Source organism: Bacillus sp. AM1(2019) (genome assembly GCF_009906915.1).
Taxonomy (GTDB): domain Bacteria; phylum Bacillota; class Bacilli; order Bacillales; family Bacillaceae; genus Bacillus; species Bacillus velezensis.
The window spans coordinates 398,996-420,613 of the sequence record NZ_CP047644.1 but is presented as its reverse complement, the minus strand read 5'-3'; the positions used below and the strand labels follow the sequence as shown (position 1 = coordinate 420,613).

Genomic DNA, 21,618 nt, shown 5'->3' with positions numbered 1-21,618 from the left:
AGCGCGTTCTCATGGATATCCGGCAATTGCGTTATTTCATCACCATTGCCCAAGAGCAGAAAATCACGACGGCCGCCAAAAAGCTTCATATGGCACAGCCGCCTTTAAGCAGACAGCTGAAACAGCTCGAAGAAGAATTGGGCGTCATTCTGTTTGACCGCAATAAAAAGAAACAAATGACCCTTACATATGAAGGAAATGTCTTTTTGAAAAGAGCGAAAGAGATTCTTCATAAGTTTGAGGATGCCATTATCGAGGTACAAGAGCTGAAGGAGGCGGTGGCCGGGACACTTGCCGTCGGGTCAACCATTTACTGCGCAGCGCTCATGCTTGAGAAAGTGTCACAGATGAAAGAGCGGTTTCCGCATCTCACCTTTAACATTTGGGAAGATGAGCCCGTCTCACTGCTCGAGCTTCTGGAAACCCGGCAGATTGACGCCGCCGTCACCACCACCTTGATTAAAAACGACGGAATTGAATCGAAGGAGCTTGAAGACATTCCGTGTGTATTGGTGCTGTCCGAGCATTCAAAACGACTGTGCGGAGAAACGATTAAACTGAATGACATCGCCTCTTTGCCTTTGATCCTTTTGCGCACCGTCAATGGAAGAGGTGTGTATGACCAAGTCCTCCAAGTTTGTGAACAGTATGGTCTCGACCTTCAGGTTGTCTGTGAATGCCATGACTCCGCGACGCTCTTGAGCCTCGTATCATCAGGGTTCGGCGCCACAATTCTGCCTTTGACGATGATTCCCGTCCATATGCGTTCGCATGTCAAAACGGTTATCATCGAAGACAACCCGTTTGTCATGACACCGGCCGTCATCTGGAGAAAAGACAGCTATCTGCCGAAGCCGGTCAGACAGTTTTTGGAATTATTTTGATCTCGGAACACGAAGAATTCCCGCTTATGAAAACCAATTACTTGACTCATACTAAAAAAAAGTTATCCTTTACAATTGGGAGCTATTTTTTCTCAATAAAACTACTCAGAAAAGTGGGGAATAAAGAAGATGAAAAAAGCATTATTCGCTTTGTTCATGATGGTCAGCATCGCAATGCTTGCAGCCTGCGGAAACTCACAGGACAGCGGATCTAAGTCAAAAGACGGCGATCTTTGGGCTTCTGTCAAGAAAAAAGGCGTACTGACCGTCGGCACAGAAGGAACGTACGAACCGTTTACCTTCCATGATAAAAAGACTGACAAACTGACCGGATATGATGTTGAAGTGATTCAAGAAGTCGCGAAACGCCTCGGTCTGAAAGCTGACTTTAAGGAAACACAATGGGACAGCATGTTTGCCGGATTAAACGCGAAACGGTTTGACGTCGTCGCCAACCAAGTCGGCAAAACAGGCCGTGAGAACCAATATGATTTTTCTGATAAATACACAACGTCAAATGCAGTCGTCGTGACGAAAAAAGACAGCACGATTGCGAAAGAGGCTGATGTCAAAGGAAAAACAGCGGCTCAGTCATTAACAAGCAATTACAATAAATTAGCGAAAGAAGCCGGCGCGAAAATTGAAGGCGTTGAAGGCATGGCGCAATCCCTTCAGCTCATTCAGCAGGGCCGCGCTGATCTGACTTACAATGATAAGCTAGCCGTACTGAACTACTTAAAAACGTCCGGCAATAAAAACGTGAAAATCGCGTTTGAAGCAGGCCAGCCGCAGCAGACGTATTTCGCATTCCGAAAAGGAAGCGGTGAACTTGTGACTCACGTCAACAAAGCGTTAAAAGAAATGAAAGAGGACGGGACTCTTTCTAAAATAGCGAAAAAATGGTTCGGCGAAGATGTTTCTAAGTAACATGCCGGAACCCGTGATTGCAACAGCCATTCCGTGGGATTTGGTGCAGCAGTCATTCTGGCCGATTCTTTCCGGGGGAATCTATTACTCGATTCCCCTTACCATTCTTTCCTTTATTTTCGGAATGATCATCGCGCTGATTACGGCGCTCGCCAGAATGTCAAATATGAAACCATTGAGATGGGTGTTCAGCGTATACGTATCAGCGGTGCGCGGCACTCCTCTTCTCGTTCAATTGTTCATCATTTTTTATCTGTTCCCGACATTTAATATTACGCTGGACCCTTTCCCAAGCGCAGTCATCGCGTTTTCATTAAACGTGGGCGCCTATGCTTCTGAAATCATCCGGGCATCTATTTCATCCGTGCCGAAAGGGCAATGGGAAGCCGGTTATACGATCGGCATGACCTATCGCAAGACATTGTTCCGCGTGATCCTGCCGCAGGCGTTTCGCGTGTCCATTCCGCCATTATCAAATACATTTATCAGCCTGATCAAGGATACATCTCTCGCGTCACAGATTCTCGTCGCGGAGCTGTTCAGAAAAGCGCAGGAAATCGGCGCGCAAAACCTTGATCAAATCTTGGTCATCTATATTGAAGCCGCCTTTATTTATTGGATCATCTGCTTCTTGCTGTCAATCGTACAGCACGTGATCGAACGGCGTCTCGACCGTTATGTGGCCAAATAAGGAGGTTTCGATATGCTTTCCGTCAAAGGATTAAATAAATCATTCGGACAGAATGAAATTTTAAAAAAGATAGATATGGAGATAGAAAAAGGGAAAGTCATCGCCATTCTGGGACCGTCCGGTTCAGGAAAAACGACGCTTCTGCGCTGTCTGAACGCGCTTGAGATCCCCAATCGCGGCGAGCTGGCATTCTCCGATTTTGCAATAGATTTCTCCAAAAAAGTGAAGCAGGCTGATATTCTTCGCCTCCGCCGCAAATCAGGCATGGTCTTTCAGGCGTATCATCTGTTTCCTCACCGCACGGCGCTTGAAAACGTCATGGAAGGACCCATTCAAGTGCAAAAGCGCGACAAGGAGCAAGTCAGAAAAGAAGCGATGGAGCTTCTGGAAAAAGTCGGACTGAAAGACAAAATGGATTTATATCCGTTCCAGCTTTCCGGCGGTCAGCAGCAGCGGGTCGGCATCGCCCGCGCGCTTGCGATTCAGCCCGAGCTGATGCTGTTTGACGAACCGACATCAGCGCTTGATCCGGAGCTGGTCGGCGAGGTGCTCAAAGTGATTAAGGATCTGGCGAACGAAGGCTGGACGATGGTTGTCGTCACGCATGAAATCAAATTCGCGCAGGAAGTGGCCGATGAAGTCATCTTCATTGACGGCGGCGTCATTGTGGAACAAGGACCGCCGGCCCACATTTTTTCCGCGCCGAAAGAAGAACGCACGCAGCGGTTTTTAAATCGTATACTGAATCCTTTGTAGGAGCGGGAGAAGAAGCGAAACACTGATTTCGCTTCTTCTTTTTTTTGGCGGTTATGCTACAATGACAATTAATGAAATTTTATGAAAGAAGGGACCTCTTTGAAGCGGGAATTCTGGATGCGCTGGACGTTTTATTTTGCCGGTCTGTTGATTTTGTCTTTCGGGGTATCGTTAACCATTAAAGGAAAAGCTCTCGGCATCAGCCCTTGGGATGCCTTTCATTATGGGCTTTTTCAGCATTTCGGGCTTTCTGTCGGCCAATGGTCCATCGTGGTCGGCGCGGTCATCGTCGCTTTAACCTGCCTGTTCACGAGGACGCTCCCGAAAATCGGTGCTATCTTAAACATGGTGCTGATGGGAATGTTTATTGATTTCTTTTCGTTTCTGCTTCCTGAGGCGCACGCTTTTTCCTTAGCGGCCGTGTTCTTTTCTATCGGATTGCTGCTGATCGGCTGCGGCGTCGGTATTTACGTATCAGCAGGGCTCGGCGCGGGCCCCCGGGACTCTCTGATGATGCTGATATCTGAAAAAACGGGCTGGAACGTACAATGGGTGCGGAACGGCATTGAGCTGACGATTCTTGCCGCAGCCTGGATGATGGGCGGACCGATCGGCGCCGGAACCATTATTACGGCTGTTTTGACGGGGCTGATTCTGCGTTTTTCTTTGCCGCAGTCCTCTAAACTGTTAACATACGCGATCTCCGGGCGGGCAACGTCCGTTCATTAAAAACAAAGCCGAAACGGTTTTGTTTTTTTATTTTCGGACAGCTTTCGTCTGATATGATAGGATGGTTTTGACAATATTTTCAGACGGAGGATCTGGACATGAAGATTTACGGAGTATATATGGACCGCCCGCTTTCTGCAGGGGAAGAGGATCGGATGATGGCGGCCGTGTCCGCCGAAAAGCGGGAAAAATGCCGGCGCTTTTACCATAAGGAGGATGCTCACCGCACCTTGATCGGCGACATGCTGATCCGCACCGCTGCGGCGAAGGCTTACGGACTTGATCCGGCCGGGATTTCATTCAGCGTCCAGGAATACGGAAAGCCGTACATCCCCGCGCTTCCGGACATGCACTTTAACATTTCCCACTCCGGGCGCTGGATCGTGTGTGCCGTTGATTCAAAACCGATCGGCATTGATATTGAAAAAATGAAGCCCGGCACGATTGATATCGCCAAACGGTTTTTTTCACCGACGGAATACAGTGATCTGCAAGCGAAACACCCCGATCAGCAGACCGATTATTTTTACCACCTGTGGTCGATGAAAGAAAGCTTTATCAAGCAGGCCGGAAAAGGGCTTTCCCTGCCGCTTGATTCATTCAGCGTCCGCCTTAAAGACGACGGCCATGTGTCCATTGAGCTCCCGGACGGACATGAACCTTGTTTCATCCGCACATATGAGGCGGACGAGGAGTATAAGCTGGCCGTTTGTGCGGCGCATCCCGATTTTTGTGACGGGATTGAGATGAAAACGTATGAAGAGCTGCTGTAAGCATAGAAAAAGGAGGGTGTCCCCTCCTTTTTTGTCAGCCTGATATTTCCGCCTGTTTCTGCAGCTGCTTTGCTTCTTGATAAATTTCTTCGAACAGATCCGCGATGTGTTCTTCTTCAACACATGAAAATGCGATTCGCAAATCGGTTTCATTAATGGATATCGTTCCGATTCCTCTCTTTTCAAGCAACGACACTCTCAATTCGCCGGCGTTTATGTCTTTCAGCCGGACACACATGAAATAGCCCGAGTTAAACGGATAAGGCGTCCATACGTCTTCATAATGCTTGTTTTCTGCAAGAACGGCTTTCACTTTGTCAGCCCGTTTTTTCATGATGTTATATTTCAGCGATTTTTCTTTCTCGTATTCCGGTGACTGCATCGCCCGAAGCATGAATGTTTGGGACGGGTGCGGGGCGCTTGAAATCGTTCCCCTGATAATCCCTTTTGTTTTTTCCTCGAGCACGCGCAGCGCTTTTTCGCTTTTTGTGCTGTACGTAATAAAACCGACGCGGAATCCCCATGCGTAATTTTCCTTCGTCGCGCCGTCTATTTTCACGCAAAGCACCCGGTCGTGCACTTGGGCGAGTTTGCTGAAGATGGATTCCTGAATGGCCGTTTCATCGTAAAACAGATTGTAATACGCATCATCTACGAGCACGACAATCTCTTTGCCGGCCTCCGCCGCCTCCAGAATCACGCTGACGATTTCTGACGCTTCCTCTTCCCCCGGCGTATAGCCTGTCGGATTATTCGGGAAATTCAGCACAACAATCGCCTTTTCTTTCTGCTTTTTCAGCAGCTCGGACAGCCCCGCCGCATTAAAACGCCCATCCTGCTGAAAAAGCGGGTACGTCTCAATGGATGCCTTGCGCCGGACACCGAAAATGAAATTGTAATTTCCCCAATATTTATCAGGCAGAAGCAGCGCATCCCCTTCATTGACGAACAAGTCGGCGGCAATGCTCAGCCCGTGTGTTAAAGCGTTTGTCACGATCGGCGTGCTGATGTCTTTGCCGGCTAATGAAGGATTTTCGAGACGCATTTTTTTCAGCCATTCCTGTCTGAGCGGCTCTTTTCCCTGCGGCGGAGCATAATCGTAGATATCATCGGGGTTATAGGCGGACAGTGTCTCTTGAATATGGGAAAAGTGCATGGACTCGCCTTGTGAGGTGGCAATCCCGATCGTGGCATTATACTTTCCGGCCTTGGCTTTCGCTTCCGCCGATTGTGTCAGCACCCCTTTCGGATAAAACAACTCTCTGCCCAAATCAGAAAGCATATGAAGCACGTACGGGTTTTCTTCAGATAATGTTCTGTTCAGCTCTTTTGCTGCATCATTCATGTACGACAATCCCTTCAAAATTATATTCCATCAAATCATAACATAAAATTTTTGATAAATGAGAAAACTCACGGGCGGATTTTGTTACAAAAAACAGACAGCGAATGCTGTCTGTCATATCCTATAACAATTGGCCTGCAGTGCTCCTGTTAATAATCTCATAGATTCGTTCCGCCACTTTTTCAGTTTCACTTAATATGAACATGTGGCCGTCCGAAAACTCATGAAATACGGGATTGCCGGCCCATTTTTTCCATCCGTCCGCATCTTTGATACATTTTTTATCCTTCCGCCCGTTAAAAATATGGACGGGTGATTGAATGATGTGAGAATCAGACGGACGGAAGCTTTCAAGCGCGCGGTAGTCGGATCTGAAAGAAGGCAGGAAAAATGACATGACCTCCTTATTCTCCACTAACTCCTGCGGCATTCCGCCAAGCTCAATAATATGGGCGAGAAATTTTTCATCATCAAGATGAGACACTTTTTTCCTTTCCACATGCGGCGGCTGAATGGCTGAGATGATCACGGCCTGCGGGTAAATGCCCTCCCGCTCCAGCTTTTGCGCCAGCCTGAAAGCGACCATGCCTCCCATACTGTGGCCGAACAGCACAAACGGGCGGTCAGGATGGAGATTCAACTCCTGCTTGTATAAACTGACAAGCTGTTCAAAATCCTCAACGGGGGACATTTGATTTGTTCCGTGTCCCGGCGGTTCCGCGGCAAGCATCTCACACTCACCTTGAAGATAGGTGTGGAGCGGGCGGAATGATGCGGAATAGCCTCCTGCGAACGGAAAACAGATGAGCTGCGTTTTTTCTGTGGTATCGAACGATTTAAAGAGCTGGACCATTGGCGGCTTCCTCCTTTTCTATCGTGAAGTTGTCAGCTTCGGATGTTCCTTCTTTAGGAATTCGAGCAAATATGCCGCATTCCTTTCAAGACATTCTCCCTGAAGCATTTCTGCGTGAGTGCCGCAGCCTTTTTTCACACGGTATTCACCTGTCGTGGCTTCCTCCCACGAAGCGAGCCACGGCGGCATCGCAAAGTCCGGTTCTGACGTTAATAGATCTATATCCGCATTGACCGTGCCGGTGCTGACGGTATGCACGAAATAAGAATAAAACGCGTTTGTTTTTTTGGCGAGACCTTCTTTGACGGCTTCGTTATTCAGCGCTTCATTGTCCCGGTTTACCTTCATCAGCGCCTGGACATCACTTTCTACGGTGCGGCCTTCTAAGTCGCTGACGCCTTGTTTTTTATAGGAATCGACCATGATCAGCCGCTCCACTTTACGTCCTTCGGCTTCAAGCTGTTTGGCCGTTTCAAAGGCGAGCGTGCAGCCTGCCGAGTATCCGAACAGCTTGACCGGTCCTTCCGGCTGGAGCTGATTGATCAGCTCTGTGTAGCGTTCGATGCGGTTGTCTTCCTCGATAAAATCAAACGCACAGATTTTATAGCCGGACAGCTGTTTTGCCAGCGGCTGGTACATCAGCCCGTAACCGAGAACCGGCGGGAACGCAAACAGTGTGTCAGACTGATTTTTATTCATGATGGTGAGATCTTTCATTCCTTTTTCTTCACCGTGAAGCAGATAACCGGCAATGTCTGCGATTGTCGTCGCTTCGAATAACAGCTGCACCGGAATGTCCGCACCGAGCTCTTTTTTAATGCGTGACGCTGCCGTCATCGCTTTTAAGGAATGGCCTCCGAGCGCGAAGAAATCATCATGAATCCCGATCTGCTGTCTGCCGAGGATGTCGGACCAGATGTGCGCAATTGTTTCTTCCGTCGCGTTTCGAGGCCCGATCCATTCTTTCGCCGGCTGAGCCTGATCCGGTTTCGGCAGCTGCCGTTTATTGACCTTCCCGTTTGTCGTTAACGGAAGCTCCTCTAAGAAAGTAAAGGTTTGCGGCACCATGTAAGCAGGAAGCTGTTTTTTCAAGTGCCTCTTTACGTCATCAGCTGAAAGCGGCGTCCGGTTCACGAGGTAGGCATTGATTGATGCATCTCCGGACTCATGGCGGTCTGCAACAACGACCGCATCTTTCACACCCGGGTATTCCTGCAGCTGCTTTTCGATTTCTTCAAGCTCAATCCGGTGTCCGCGTATTTTGACCTGGTCGTCAATACGCCCGGCGTATTCAATTGTTCCATCCGGCAGCCAGCGTGCTAAATCCCCTGTGCGGTAAAGCGTTTCTCCCGGCTTGAACGGATTTGGGATAAACGTTTGCTTCGTCAGGTCATGACGGTTCAGATACCCTTTTGATACACCCATTCCGCTGATGCACAGTTCACCGACAGCCCCAAATGGCTGAAGCTGATTTTGCCCGTTCAGAATATAAACACTGGCATTGCTGATCGGCTTTCCGATCGGCAATGAGGAAATGGAATCCGGTATGTCGTGCACGACGTGAGCTGTCGCAAACACCGTGCCCTCAGTCGGCCCGTAGCAATTAATCAGCTTGCCAGGCCCCATGATCTCAAGCGCTTTTCTGACGTGAGGCACAGAAGCGCGCTCACCCCCGAATAACACACAGCGGAGCCCCTTCAGCCACTCCTCTCCCGCATCGGTGAGAAGATTAAAAAGTGCGGTTGTCGCAAACATGACATTGACATTCTCCTGCCGGATCAGATCAGTGAGCCGTTCTGTATCAAGCAGTGTATGTTCATCTGCGATAATGAGCCGTGCCGCATTCAGTATTGATGCGTAGAAATCAAAGGTAAATGCGTCAAAGGCGTAATTGGAAACAGATAAGAACGTATCTTGTTCAGAAAATGCCATGTAATCTACATGCTTGACCAATCCTTGAATATTGGCATGAGTGGTGATATTGCCCTTCGGCTTTCCGGTTGTGCCGGACGTATACATAATATACGCCGGATCATCGGGATCAATTGCGGCTGCAGGATCGCTTGCCTGTTCCTCAAACCGTGCCCGATCATCGATGATGAGTGTTGTTCCTGTATACGGCAGCTGAGCCGCTTTTTCTTTCATCTCCTGATGTGTCAGCAGACAGGCTGCCGCACTGTCAGCCAGCATATACGAGATTCGGTCTTCCGGCAGCTTCGGATCAACCGGCAGATAAGCCGCTCCTGCTTTTAATACGCCGAGAATGCCGATCACCAGTTCAAGCGAGCGCTTCGTGTACAACGCGACAACGGAGCCTTTGCCCGCACCTTGCTTTTGCAAACGGCGCGCAAGACGGTTCGCTTCCTCATCTAATTCACGATAGGAAAGAGTCTGGCCGGAATACGTAAGCGCCGGCGCATCAGGATTTACATTCACCGCTTCCTTGAACCAATCCGTCAGAGGCTTCGCCTGATGAGTCTGAGCCGGCGGGTTTAAGCCGGTAAGCAGAAGCTCTCTTTCCTTTTCATCAACAAGTCTGATCGTATTGACAGGCTGATCCGGCTTCTGGATGAGCTGCTGAATCGCTGTGAGAAGCTGAGATTTTAAGCGCAGGATAAACGCCTCATCAAACACATTCCCGTTATAGGCAAGCTTAATCAGCATCTCATCACCTGGAGAAGCCATCAGGTTGAGATCATAATTCGATTTCTCAAAAACGTGTACATCCTCCATATCAAAGCCGTTTTCACTGTTCTCTTCATTTTTTGCATCCTGAAGCGGATAATTTTCAAACACAATGATGTGGTCAATCAGCTTTGGCTGATCGGCCTGGCTTTGGATGTCATAGAGCGGCACATATTGATGCGGCTCAGACTGCAGCGATTGCTCCTGCAGCTGCTTGAGCAAGCCGTTAAATGTGGTATCCCCAGACAGCTTCACCCGCCTCGGGACAGCATTGATAAACAGCCCGACCATATGTTCAACGCCTTTGATTTCTGCGGGACGCCCGGAAACGACTGTGCCGAAGATCAAATCGCCGGACTGCTGGTAGCGGCTGATCAATACGCTCCAGACTGCCTGCAGCGCCGTACTTAAAGTGGTATGCTGCGATTTTGCAAGCTCGGTAAATGCTTTTGTTTCCGCCTCCGGCAGTGAGAAGAGCAGCTCTTTCGGCTCATAGCCGTCCTTTTGTTTCTTTCTTTGCTCCGCAAATGTCGTTTGTCCTTCAAAATCTTCTAAGTACTCACGCCAGTAATGCAGTGATGCTTGTTTATCCTGCTTTTCAAGCCACTTGATATAGTCTTTATACGGTTTGACCGGCGGCAGGCTGTACGGTTTTTGTTCGCGCAGGGCATTGTATACCTTAAACAGATCCTGCACGACGATACCGAAGCACCAGCCGTCCAAAATGATGTGGTGGTAGCTCCACACCCATTCAAAGCTTTCTTCCGATTTTTTGAAAATGGCTGCCCGCATCGGAATATCCCGCGTCAAATCAAAGCCCTTGATCTTATCCTGTTCTTTGTATTCATTAATTTTGGATGCTTGCTCGCTGCCCGTTAAGTGTGTCAGATCGATTTCTTCTATCTGAAACTGCCGTTTTTTTAATACGACTTGGACCGGCCTTTTTACTTTTTCGTGAATGAACACGGTACGAAATACATCGTACCGGTCCATGATCACATTCATGCTTTCTTCAAGGCATTTGATATTCAAGCTGCCTTTTACTTTCATTGTCATTTGTTCGATGTAAAAGCTTTGGCCGGGATTCAGGAGAGTATGAAACAGCATTCCCTCCTGCATCGGCGACAAATAATACATGTCCTGAACTTGATCTTTTTTGAACTGGCTCATCTGCTCCGCTCCCCCCTTCTGTTAACTGTTTTTGTCACGTTAAATTCTCCTCAAGCATGTCAAAGATGTCTCCCATTTCATCCATCTCAAGATCCTGCGCGCTGAAATCGCTCGGCGTAAATTCTTTCTCCTCTTTGGCCGTGCAATGGCGGATGATCATTAAAAGATTGTCTTTAAACCGCTGCATCTGTGTTTCGACGGTGCTTCTTTCATATTCTTCCTGATTGTATGAGCAGGAAATGACGAAGCGGCCGCCTGTAACCATCCCGCTGAAGCTCAGTGCGTATAACGCTTCTGACTCTTCGCTGACTTGACGTCCCATATCATATGGAGACGGCTCAAACCATTCCGTTTTCACTTCATTGTCAAACTGCCCCAAGTAGTTAAAACTGATTTCAGGCGTGACGCCTTTTTCTGTTTCATCGGATGACAGATACCGGAGAATCCCGTATCCTACACCTTTATCAGGAACGCGCCGCACTGTCTCTTTTACCGTTTTAATGACGGAAGAGACGCCGTCTTCCTTGCTGATCTGCAGAATCAACGGATATTGGGCCGTAAACCAGCCGACCGTCCGTGAAATATTGACATTCGGTATGATTTCTTCCCGGCCGTGTCCTTCTAAGTTGATGCCGACTTTGCCGTTTTCCGTCCATTCACCGATCGTTAAGCCGAGCGCGCTGAGCAGAATGTCGTTGATTTCCGTTCCGTACGGATGATGAACATCTGTCAGCAGCTGTGCCGTTTCTTCCTCAGTTAATTCACATTTCACGGCCGCCGTATGTTTGACGAGTCGTTTGTTCTGATCATGATCTTTCGGCAGCGGCCGGAGTTCTTCCGCATCTGCCTGCGCCCAATAATCCGCCTGCTTTTTCAGCTCTTCTGATTGCGCAAACGTGTTCAGCGCCTCCGCCCAATCTTTAAAGGAGTGGGTTTTTTGCGGGAGGACGATGTCGTTTTGCTGCTGCGCCTGTTTATAACCTGAAGCGAAATCCTCAAGCAGAATTCTCCATGAAACCCCGTCCACGACGAGATGGTGAACCGCGATTAACAGATGATCGCCTTGTTCTGTCCGGTATTGCTCCGCTTTTAACAGCGGGCCGTTCTCCAGATCCAGACTTCCCTGAAGATGATCGGCAAGCCGCTGAATCTGGCTTTTCAGCATATCCTCGTCAGTTCCGTACAGATCAACGATGTCAAAGCTTGCCTTGCATTCTGTGACAGGGAGGTATGTCTGAATGATGCCGCCTTCCCTTTCTTCACGGTAAACCATGCGGAGCGCATCATGGTGTTCAATCAATGCTTGCAGGGTTTTTTCCACCAGGTCCGGATCAAAGCCGTCTTTCGCGTGAAGCATGACGGATTGATTCCAGTGGTGTTTGTCCGTGAAGTTTTTCTCAAAGAACCAGCGCTGGATCGGCGTTAACTCCGCTTCGCCTTCGACAGGGCCCTGGTCGGCCTGCTTGCCTTCCGTCCGCTCCACATAAGAGACGAGTTCTTCGATGGTCGGGTGCTGGAAGAGGTCTTTCATCTCCAATTTGTAGCCGTGCTGGTTCAGACGGCTCGCCATTTGGATGCCTTTGATCGAGTCGCCGCCGAGCGTGAAGAAATTATCGCTTACGCCGATCTGGTCAAGACCGAGCACTTCCTGCCAAATGTCAGAAAGCAGCGTCTCCATCTCCGTTTCCGGCGCTTTGTACGCGACGCTTCCCGCTTCAATGTCAGGCGCCGGCAGGGCTTTTTTGTCAATCTTGCCGTTTGCGGTGACCGGAAGCTCGTCCATCTCCACCCAGAACGCCGGAACCATGTAGTCCGGAAGCATGTCTTTCAGCGCGGCTTTGAGCGCTTCAATATCCGCCTGCTGAGGCGCGACATAGGCGCAAAGCGCGGTATTGCCCGCTTTGTCTTCCACCGCCGTCACCGCTGCGTCATGAACGTCCGCAAGCTGAGCGAGGCGGACTTCGATTTCTGAAAGCTCAATCCGGTAGCCCCGCACTTTGACCTGCTGGTCAATACGCCCGATGTATTCGATCCCGCACTGCGCGTTCCATTTGACGAGGTCGCCGGTCCGGTACATGCGCTCGCCGGGCACGAACGGATCTGCGGTAAACCGCTTCGCCGTTTCTTCTTCACGGTTCAGGTATCCGCGCGCCAGACCGCGGCCGGCCACGCACAATTCACCGGCAATGCCTTCCGGCTGCACCTGATCGCCGCCGCCAAGAATATAAACTCTCGTATTGGCAATCGCCCGTCCGATCGAAAGCGATCCTTCCTCCGGATTGATGACGCCGCTTGTCGCGACGACGGTGTTTTCCGTCGGGCCGTAGTTGTTGACGATCGTGTACGGCTGTTTCACCGCCCGCTTCAGCTTATCGCCGCCGACGAGAAGCATGCGGAGAGAGGTATTTTCCAGCTCCATAAATTGTTCGGCGAGCTGCGTCGGCAGGAAGGTGATGGTCACGCCGTGCTCTTCGAAATAGTGATTTAAGCGGGTGATATCCAGCCGGATCGCTTCGTCAATGACGTGAAGTTCCGCGCCGATGGTCCATGCCGGGAACATTTCCCAGATGGAGGCGTCAAAACCGAAGCCCGCGTATTTGGCGCTTTTATCATCCGCCGTCATGGCGAATGCGTCGTGATGCCAGAAGCACAGGTTCACCAGCGCATGGTGTTCGACCATGACACCTTTCGGCTGTCCGGTCGTTCCTGACGTGTAAATCATATAAGCGAGATGATCCGCCGTTGTTTCCGTCTGCGGGTTCGCTTCATCATTTTCATCAAGCGGCAGGCTCAGAATGGAGCGGCTGCCGTCAAGCAGGATCGTTTCTCCTTTGTAGCTGTCCGGCACGTCCAGCGCTTCCTGTGTGAGAAGAAGCTTGGCGCCGCTGTCCAGCAGAATGTAGCTGATCCGCTCTTCCGGATAGTCCGGATCAATCGGCACAAATGCCGCGCCCGCTTTCAAGACGCCGAGTACGCCCGCGGCCATTTCCAAGGACGGTTTCGTCAAAATGCCGACACGTTCGTCAGCCGTGACGCCGCAGTCCATGAGAATGCGCGCGATCCGGTTCGCCCTTGCGTTCAGCTCGCCGTACGTCCATTTCGCGCCGTTATATGCCGCGGCCGGCCGGTTCGCGTAGCGGGCGGCCGTTTCTTCAAAGAGATGGTGAACCGTTTTGTCCTGCGGCACAGAGAGTGTTTTTCCTTTCCATGCGTTGAGGAGAGCTTGTTTTTCAGCATCGCTGATCAGTGAAAGCTCAGGCAGCTTTCTGTCCGGGCTTTCTGCCGCTTGCTTCAGAATCCGCAGGAACCCGGCGCTCCACTTTTCAATTGTTTCTTTTTTAAACAGATCAGCCGCATATTCAAACTGAAGGCCGAGGCCTTCTTGATCCGTAAATCCGCCGAGTGTCAGATCGAATTTCGCCGTGCCTTGGTTTGACTCATACGGAGTGATGCGCAGGTTCTCCAGTTCCAGTGTTTCTTTATCCGGATCTTCTGTCGTCACCATGACTTGGAACAACGGATTTCGGCTCATATCTCTCGACAGGTCAAGCTTTCCGATCAGATCCTCAAACGGATAATCCTGATGCGCCAGCGCGTCGAGATTGGTTTGTTTCACCCGTTCGAGCAGCCCGGCGAAGGTCTGCTCTTTGCGCGTTTCATTGCGAAGCGCAAGCGTATTGACAAACATCCCCGGCATTTCCTGAACTTCGGCGTTCGTTCTTCCGGCGGTCACCGAGCCGATAATGATATCGCGCTGCCCCGTGATTTTGCTCAAAAAGACATGGAACGCGGCGTGAAGCACCATATGAAGAGTCGCTCCTGATGATTCCATTAATTCACGCACCGCTTTTTCCGTTTCACGCCCCGCTCTGAAACGGACGTATTGTCCTTTAAAACTTTGAACCGGCGGACGGGGGAAATCAGTCGGCAGATTCAATTCAGGAAGCTCGCCGGAAAATGCGGAGAGCCAATAACGCTCATGGTCTTTCATCCGTTCGGCCTGCTCAGGTTCATTCTGCCAGACGGCGAAGTCTTTATAGTGCAGGTTCGGCGACGGCAGACTTCCCCCTTTATAAAGATGAGCGAGCTCTTTGACCAGCATGCTTCTGGATACGCCGTCGGCAATAATATGATGCATATCCATCAGCAGCAGGTGTTTCTTTTCGTTCAGTCTGACAAGAGCGGCCCGAATGAGCGGAGCCGCGCTCAGATCAAACGGCTTAATGAATGCCTGAATGATAAGATCCGCTTTCTCCTCGTCCGCTGCTTCAAAGATGTGCAGGTCAATGTCAGCCTGTTCTGCGATCTGCTGCATCGGGCGGCCGTTTTGATCGATAAAGGACGTCCGCAAAGACTCGTGGCGATTGATCATCTGATTGAGCGCTTCCTGAAGCCTTGAAATATTGACTTCTCCTTCCATCAGAAGAACGGACGGCATATTATAGCTGATTGTCTCCCGGTCAAGCTGGTTCAGGACGTACATCCGTTTTTGGGCGGATGATAACGGGTACGCGTCTGCACTGTCTGCCGGTGAGATCATCCGATATCCCTCAGATACCGCTGATTTTTCGATATATGCGGCAAGCAGGCGGACAGTCGGCTGTTCGAACAGCGCTTTTAACGGAACCGTTTTGTCCAGTTCAGCCTGAATATTGGCGAGGAGCATCATGCCTTTTAAAGAGTGCCCGCCGTAATCGAAGAAATTATCGTCGATGCCGAGCGTATCCGTACCGAGTGTCTGTTTCCAAATGCGGCACAGTTTTTCCTCCAATTCCGTTTCCGGCAAGGCTGAAGCTGTTTGCGCCGTTTGGCTGACGCCCGGTTTCGGGAGGGCGTTTTTATCGGTTTTTCCGTTGGCTGTGAGCGGAATGCGCTCTACCTGCACGAAATAAGCCGGAAGCATATGAGACGGCAGGGTTTCGGAAAGCCGTTTGCGAAGCTCAGAGCCTTTCAGCTCACTGTCGGCTTTATAGTACGCGCACAGTTCCGGCAGCCCGCCTTCGCTGACTGCGAGAACGACCGCCTCCTGAATGCCGTTTACGCTTAACAGCACGGTTTCAACCTCTTTTAATTCAATGCGGTAGCCCCGGATTTTCACCTGATCATCCGCACGGCCGATAAATTCAATCGTCCCGTCAGAAAGCCTGCGGACGACATCTCCCGTTTTGTACATCAGGCTGTCCGGTGAAAAAGGATTTGAGAGAAATTTCTCCGCCGTCAGCTGCGGACGGTGAAGATATCCTCTGGCAAGCCCCTTTCCGGTAATATAAAGCTCGCCGCTTGCGCCCGGAGGCACGAGCTGCATTGCTCCGTCCAATACAAGCGCGCCGGTATTCGCAATCGGGCGGCCGATGACGGGACGCTGCTCATATTGATCAAGGCGCTCCATATTGATCCGTCCGGCAATGGCACCGATCGTCGTTTCCGTCGGCCCGTAGTGATTGATGAAGTCGGTATGGGCGTATACGTCATGAAACTTGCGGACATCGGACGTGATGATCTTTTCTCCGCCGAGCACCACTAAACGAAGCGGGCTGAAACGGCGTTCTGCCGCAAAGCGGGCTGTATTGACGATCATATGGAACAATGACGGCGTCAGTTTCATATACGTAATGCCGTTTTTCTGTATATACTCACCAAGCTGATCAGGCGCGGTGTACGTCTCTTTCGGCACAATGTGCAGCTCGCCGCCCGCCTGAAGAATCGGGAATATAGCCGTATAGCCGAGATCAAATGCGTAAGAAGACAGCAGCACAGATTTGTCAGCTTCGGTCAAACCGGCTTCACGGCTGAACCATGTGACATAATTGATTAGATTGCGGTGCTCCAGCTGGACGCCTTTCGGTTTGCCCGTTGTTCCCGAGGTATAAATGATATATGCAAGCTGGTCGGCGCCGGGCTCCGTTTCAAGCCGGCCGGCGCTTTCGTTCTGCCATTCTCCGTCTTCCATTACGACCGTTTTTCCTTTATAAACGGCGGCCGCGGTCATGTTTCTCTCATTGACGACCAGAAGCTTCGTTCCGCTGTCTTCAAGAGAGTAGCGGATTCTCTCTTCAGGAGTCTCCGGATCAATCGGGAGAAATGCCGCTCCGGCTTTCATGACGCCGAGAAGCGCGGTAATCAAGTCCGCCGAACGATCCATCATAATGGCCACGATGTCCTCACTGCCCGTTCCGCAAGCCTGAAGGTGGCGGGCAAACCGGTTCGAGCGTTCATCAAGCTCACGATATGTCAGACTTGTTCCGCCCGCAACCGCCGTGAGATCAGGCGTTTTTTGCGCTTGCCGTTCAAACAGCGAAACAAAAGTGCCCTCAGGCAGATCCGCTTCCGTACGTTTTTCATCAGAAAGGAGCGCTTCCCGTTCAGGAGCGGACAGCAGGCTTGCGTCGGACAGCTGAATATCCGGATTTTCAGCGCAGGCTTTAATCAGATTGACAAAATGAGCGCTCCAGCGGCGGATGGTTTCGTCCGCAAATAAGGCTTTCGCGTAATCAAAGCTCAATCCGACCTCTTCTCCGCGTTCAGCCGCTTCTAAGGAAAGATCAAATTTAGCGACATGATGATGCATGGAGTATGAAGAAATCTCCAAATCTCCGAGCCGCAGGGCCGGGATCTCCATGTTCTGCATATTAAATAACACGCTGAACAGCGGACTCCGGCTTGTGTCCCTCGTTAACGGCAGTTTTTCAATTAATTCTTCAAGCGGATAGCTTTGATGCTCAAAAGCTTGAAGGCTCGCCGTTTTCACCTCATCCAAAAATTGTTTGAACGTTTTTTTGCCGGCAGGATGCGACCGAAGCGCAACTGTGTTGACAAACATGCCCGGCACGTCTTGGAGATCAGGATGCTGTCTTCCGGCCGCCGGAGACCCGACTATGATGTCTTCCTGCCCCGAATATTTGGACAGCAGCACTTGAAAAGCGGCCAACAAGAACATGTACATCGTCGTATCCGTATCAGCCAGCAGCTTCTTAATCTGCGCCGTCACCTGTTTATCAAGCCCGAAGATGACGCGTTCCCCTTCAAAACTGCGCTCGGCAGGACGCGGGAAATCAAGCGGCAGATCCAGCACCGGCAGATCGCCTTTGAACGTCTCAAGCCAGTAGGCTTCGTGCTGATCGAGATTTGCTTTTTCACGCTGCCAGACTGAAAAATCCTTATAATGAATCTTTGGCAGCGCAAGCTCCGTGCCTTGATAAAGCTTCGCAAGATCACCGATGAAAATGCCCATTGAGCTTCCGTCCGTAATAATGTGGTGCATGTCAATCAGCAGAAGATGCCGGTCTTCTTCAAGCCGGATCAGCTTCGAACGGACAAGCGGCGCGCGGTTGAGCGCAAAAGGCCTGATAAAGTCTTTTGTCAGCTCTTCTGCATCTTCTTCCCGGCCCTCGGCGGTTTCAAGCTCAAACGACACATTTTTATGAATGGTCTGCACAACTTCTCCATCTGCCATGTCAAACGACGTACGCAAGGTCTCATGACGGTTGATTAATGCCTGCATGGCCTCCTCAAGACGCTTTTTGTCTACTGATCCTTCCAGCAGAAGTACAGCAGGGACGTTGTAGCTCGTGCTGGCCTGTCCGAGCTGATTAAGGATATACATCCTGCGCTGTGCTGAGGAAACAGGATAATGCTCCTGATAAGGCGCTTGTCGGATCGGTTCAAACTGCTGCTCCTCCTCGCTCTCATGCTGCAAATAATGCGCAAGCTCCTGAATGGTCGGCTTTTCAAATAACACTTTAATCGGCACTTCTTTTTGAAAGTGCTCCTGAATTTTAGCGGTCATCATCATGGCTTTTAAAGAATGTCCGCCAATCGTGAAGAAATTGTCAGTCACACCCGCTTTTACACCGAGAATGCCTTCCCAAATGTCCGCGAGTTTCTGCTCCGCTTCCGTTTTCGGCGCTACGTATTCTTTTTGAACGGCTTCAGCCTGAGGCTCAGGCAGCGCTTTTTTATCAATCTTTCCGTTCGCCGTCAGCGGAAACTGATTCATCTGGATGAAGTGCGCCGGAATCATGTATTCCGGAAGTGATTCCGAAAGCGTTTTGCGCAGGTCTTCCGGCGAAAGGGCTTGGTCTGCGGTAAAGTAAGCGCAGATTTCATTTTCATCCGCTTTATTTTTCCGGATCACAGCCGCAGATTCCGTCACATTCTCCGCCTGGCTGATTTTCGCCTCGATTTCGCCGAGCTCGATTCTGAAACCGCGGACCTTTACTTGGTTGTCAATTCTGCCGAGAAACTCGATCGTGCCGTCCGGAAGCCACTTCGCCAAGTCCCCCGTCCGGTATATCATTTCATCCGGTCTGAACGGATCGCGTACAAACTGCTTCTCCGTTAATTCAGGCAGATTCACATAGCCTCTTGCCACTCCGCTTCCGCCGACGCACAGCTCACCGGGCGCGCCGATCGGCTGGAGGCTGCGGTTTTCATCCATAATGTACGCAGTGGAATTTCCTATCGGCTTCCCGATCGGGATCGAACCGTCGTAGTCCTGATCAATGAGAAAACTCGTCGAAAACGTCGTATTCTCCGTCGGCCCGTAGCCGTTCCAAAGCGACAGCTCCGGTGATGCCTTCCTCACTTTGCTGACGATATGCGGCACAAGCGCATCACCGCCGATGATGAGGTGCCGGAGCGTGTTAAACATGCCGGCATCCTTTTGGGCAAGCTGATTAAACAGCGGAGACGTCAGCCACATGGTCGTGATCCGCTGCTCTTTCAGAAATTGGGCGAATTGTCCGGCGTCAAGCAGCGTCTCTTTTTTCACCGGGTGCAATGACGCTCCGTTCAGCAATGCGCCGAAGACTTCGAAGGTTCCGGCATCAAAGCTGACGGCTCCCGTTTGCGCCATCCGGTCTTCTTCATGAACCGGCACGTAATTCGAATGTTTGACGAGCCTGATGATATTTCTGTGTTCAATCATGACGCCTTTCGGTTTGCCGGTCGATCCGGATGTATACATGATATACGCCAAGTCGTTGCCGCCGGCCGGAAGATTCAAGTCTGTTCCGCTTACCGTTTCATCCGTGCTTTCATCCAGCATGACGACCGGGACTTGCAATGCGCCCGCTTGTTCTTGATAGTCCTGAACTGTCAGCACGAGCCGAATTGAGCTGTCTTCCGCCATAAAGCGGAGACGGTCCTCCGGAAAAGCCGGATCAATCGGCACATATGCGCCGCCTGCTTTTAGGACGGCAAGCATTCCGATAACGGTTTCCGCAGACCGGTCGTTCATAATAGCGGCGGTCCGGCCTTTTTCCAGCCCGCTCTTCACAAGGCGTCTCGCCAGGCGGTTGGCCGCTTCGTTCACTTCACGGTAGGTCCATTCGCGTCCCGCTTCTTTTATCGCGATGCTTGCAGGCGTCCGGTTTGCCTGTGCTTCAAACAAACGGTGAACGGTCTCCTCTTCCGGAAGCGCCGTTTTCGTATCATTGAATACCTCAACAATCTGCCGCTCTTCTTCACCTGAAACAAGGCCGAGTTCCCGCACGGGCGCGTCAGGCGTTCCGACCGCCGCTTTCATCATGCGGGTCAGATGATGCGCCGTTCGTTCGATGGCATCATGGGCGAAAGCCGCTCCGTTGTATTTGATTTTGACAGTCCACGTTTTTCCCGGATACACGATGAGATTGAAATCAAAGCTCGTCTGCTCAAAAGCATGTTCAACTTTAATGGAAAAGCCGAGTCTTTCCTCCATGCCCCCGTTTTCCAGCTCTTTGTCCAGCGGATAGTTTTCAAACGCGACCAAATGATTTAAGAGGCTGCCGTCCAGGGCGGAGCGCTTTTGAATGTCATAGAGCGGCACATAATCATAGCGCTCGGCTTCCACGGCGTTTTTCTGAACTGCCGCCATCACGTCCGAAAAGGCTGCACCTTTGTCAATCTTGATTCTGACGGGAATCGTATTGATGAACAGCCCCGCCATCGTTTCTATGCCGTTGATTTCTGAAGGACGGCCTGATACAACGGTGCCGAACACCACATCGTCTGTATAGTTGTATTTGCTGAGCACCGCACCCCAAACGGCCTGAAACAGGTTAGGCCCCGTGACTTGATGCCGGTTGGCGGTCTGCTGAATCTGCGCGACCAGCTCTTCATCCCAGACAAAAGAATATTCTTCATTTTGGTAGTCTTTCTTTTCTGCTGCCAGACGGCCCGGGAGCAGGCTCGGCTGTTCGAAATCCGCCAGGCGGCTGCTCCAATATTGTTCCGCCTCCTCATAATCCCGGCCTCCGAGCCATTTGATATAGTCAGAGTAAGGTTTGCCCTGGCTTCCCCCGGCGGGCCGGCCGGTACGAAGCGCTTCATAGTTTTGGAACAGGCTTTTCATCAAAACGCCCATACTCCAGCCGTCCATGACGATATGATGATTGCTCCAGACGAGATACAGCTCCTTCTCACTGAGTCTGAACACCGCCGCTTTAAAGAGAATATCCTTCGCCAGATGAAAGCCCTGCTGCTGCACGCTGCGTTTATAACGTTCAATATATTCGGTTTGGCGCGCTTCATCTAATTGACTGATATCTTCATAGTGCACCTTCGTCTTCCGCTCCGCCAATACGACTTGGCGCGGTTTTTGAAGCTGCTGGTGCACGAATACCGTACGCAGGATGTCATATGTCCGGATCAGCTCATTGACGCTTTTTTCAAAAAGCTCCAGCTGAAAGCTTCCGTGGATCCTAAGCTCTAATTGTGTGAAGTAGGAGGAAGAATGCGGATCAAGCAGCGCATGATACAGCATTCCCTCCTGCATCGGTGTGAGTGCATACACCTTTTGAATCGATTTTTTGCTCATATGTCAC

At 50.7% G+C, this 21,618-nt stretch carries 10 protein-coding genes; 6 read left to right on the top strand and 4 right to left on the bottom strand.

Annotated features, from left to right (window positions below):
- Positions 1-11 precede the first annotated feature (11 nt).
- From GNE05_RS02185 to GNE05_RS02160, 6 genes are all read left to right on the top strand, one after another.
- Entirely contained in the window at positions 12-884 is an 873-nt protein-coding gene (locus GNE05_RS02185; RefSeq protein ID WP_127070444.1) for a LysR family transcriptional regulator, read from the top strand.
- A 129-nt stretch (positions 885-1,013) separates the two neighbouring features.
- A complete protein-coding gene (tcyA, locus tag GNE05_RS02180; RefSeq protein ID WP_003156373.1) occupies positions 1,014-1,811 on the top strand; it encodes a cystine ABC transporter substrate-binding lipoprotein TcyA in 798 nt (265 codons plus the stop codon).
- On the top strand, positions 1,798-2,502 hold the full coding sequence (locus tag GNE05_RS02175; RefSeq protein WP_003156375.1) for an amino acid ABC transporter permease: 705 nt from the start codon (positions 1,798-1,800) through the stop codon (positions 2,500-2,502). Before tcyA ends, GNE05_RS02175 begins: the two co-directional genes overlap by 14 nt.
- Positions 2,503-2,514: 12 nt before the next feature.
- Entirely contained in the window at positions 2,515-3,258 is a 744-nt protein-coding gene (tcyC, locus tag GNE05_RS02170) for a cystine ABC transporter ATP-binding protein TcyC (protein ID WP_021495131.1), read from the top strand.
- Between the two features lie 117 nt (positions 3,259-3,375).
- On the top strand, positions 3,376-3,987 hold the full coding sequence (locus GNE05_RS02165) for a YczE/YyaS/YitT family protein (RefSeq protein ID WP_014416881.1): 612 nt from the start codon (positions 3,376-3,378) through the stop codon (positions 3,985-3,987).
- Between the two features lie 98 nt (positions 3,988-4,085).
- Complete coding sequence (locus GNE05_RS02160; RefSeq protein ID WP_007410244.1) at positions 4,086-4,760, top strand: 4'-phosphopantetheinyl transferase family protein; 675 nt, start codon at positions 4,086-4,088, stop codon at positions 4,758-4,760.
- A 34-nt stretch (positions 4,761-4,794) separates the two neighbouring features.
- On the opposite strand, the gene GNE05_RS02155 is transcribed toward GNE05_RS02160, so the two are convergent.
- The 4 genes from GNE05_RS02155 to srfAB form a co-directional block, all read right to left on the bottom strand.
- Positions 4,795-6,105 (bottom strand): aminotransferase class I/II-fold pyridoxal phosphate-dependent enzyme, encoded by a 1,311-nt coding sequence (locus tag GNE05_RS02155; RefSeq protein ID WP_025650007.1) that lies wholly within the window; start codon positions 6,103-6,105, stop codon positions 4,795-4,797.
- A 121-nt stretch (positions 6,106-6,226) separates the two neighbouring features.
- Positions 6,227-6,958, bottom strand: a complete 732-nt coding sequence (gene srfAD / locus GNE05_RS02150) for a surfactin biosynthesis thioesterase SrfAD (protein ID WP_014416878.1) — start codon at positions 6,956-6,958, stop codon at positions 6,227-6,229.
- Positions 6,959-6,976: 18 nt separating this feature from the next.
- A complete protein-coding gene (gene srfAC, locus GNE05_RS02145) occupies positions 6,977-10,813 on the bottom strand; it encodes a surfactin non-ribosomal peptide synthetase SrfAC (protein ID WP_160182380.1) in 3,837 nt (1,278 codons plus the stop codon).
- 34 nt (positions 10,814-10,847) lie between these two features.
- Entirely contained in the window at positions 10,848-21,611 is a 10,764-nt protein-coding gene (gene srfAB / locus GNE05_RS21125) for a surfactin non-ribosomal peptide synthetase SrfAB (protein ID WP_160182379.1), read from the bottom strand.
- Between the last annotated feature and the right edge of the window lie 7 nt (positions 21,612-21,618).

Excerpts from the sequence above, each read along its gene's own strand:
- GNE05_RS02185 (WP_127070444.1), top strand. The coding sequence starts at position 12 with ATGGATATCCGGCAATTGCGTTATTTCATCACCATTGCCCAAGAGCAG.
- tcyA (WP_003156373.1), top strand. The coding sequence starts at position 1,014 with ATGAAAAAAGCATTATTCGCTTTGTTCATGATGGTCAGCATCGCAATG.
- GNE05_RS02175 (WP_003156375.1), top strand. The coding sequence starts at position 1,798 with ATGTTTCTAAGTAACATGCCGGAACCCGTGATTGCAACAGCCATTCCG.
- tcyC (WP_021495131.1), top strand. The coding sequence starts at position 2,515 with ATGCTTTCCGTCAAAGGATTAAATAAATCATTCGGACAGAATGAAATT.
- GNE05_RS02165 (WP_014416881.1), top strand. The coding sequence starts at position 3,376 with ATGCGCTGGACGTTTTATTTTGCCGGTCTGTTGATTTTGTCTTTCGGG.
- GNE05_RS02160 (WP_007410244.1), top strand. The coding sequence starts at position 4,086 with ATGAAGATTTACGGAGTATATATGGACCGCCCGCTTTCTGCAGGGGAA.
- GNE05_RS02155 (WP_025650007.1), bottom strand. The coding sequence starts at position 6,105 with ATGAATGATGCAGCAAAAGAGCTGAACAGAACATTATCTGAAGAAAAC.
- srfAD (WP_014416878.1), bottom strand. The coding sequence starts at position 6,958 with ATGGTCCAGCTCTTTAAATCGTTCGATACCACAGAAAAAACGCAGCTC.
- srfAC (WP_160182380.1), bottom strand. The coding sequence starts at position 10,813 with ATGAGCCAGTTCAAAAAAGATCAAGTTCAGGACATGTATTATTTGTCG.
- srfAB (WP_160182379.1), bottom strand. The coding sequence starts at position 21,611 with ATGAGCAAAAAATCGATTCAAAAGGTGTATGCACTCACACCGATGCAG.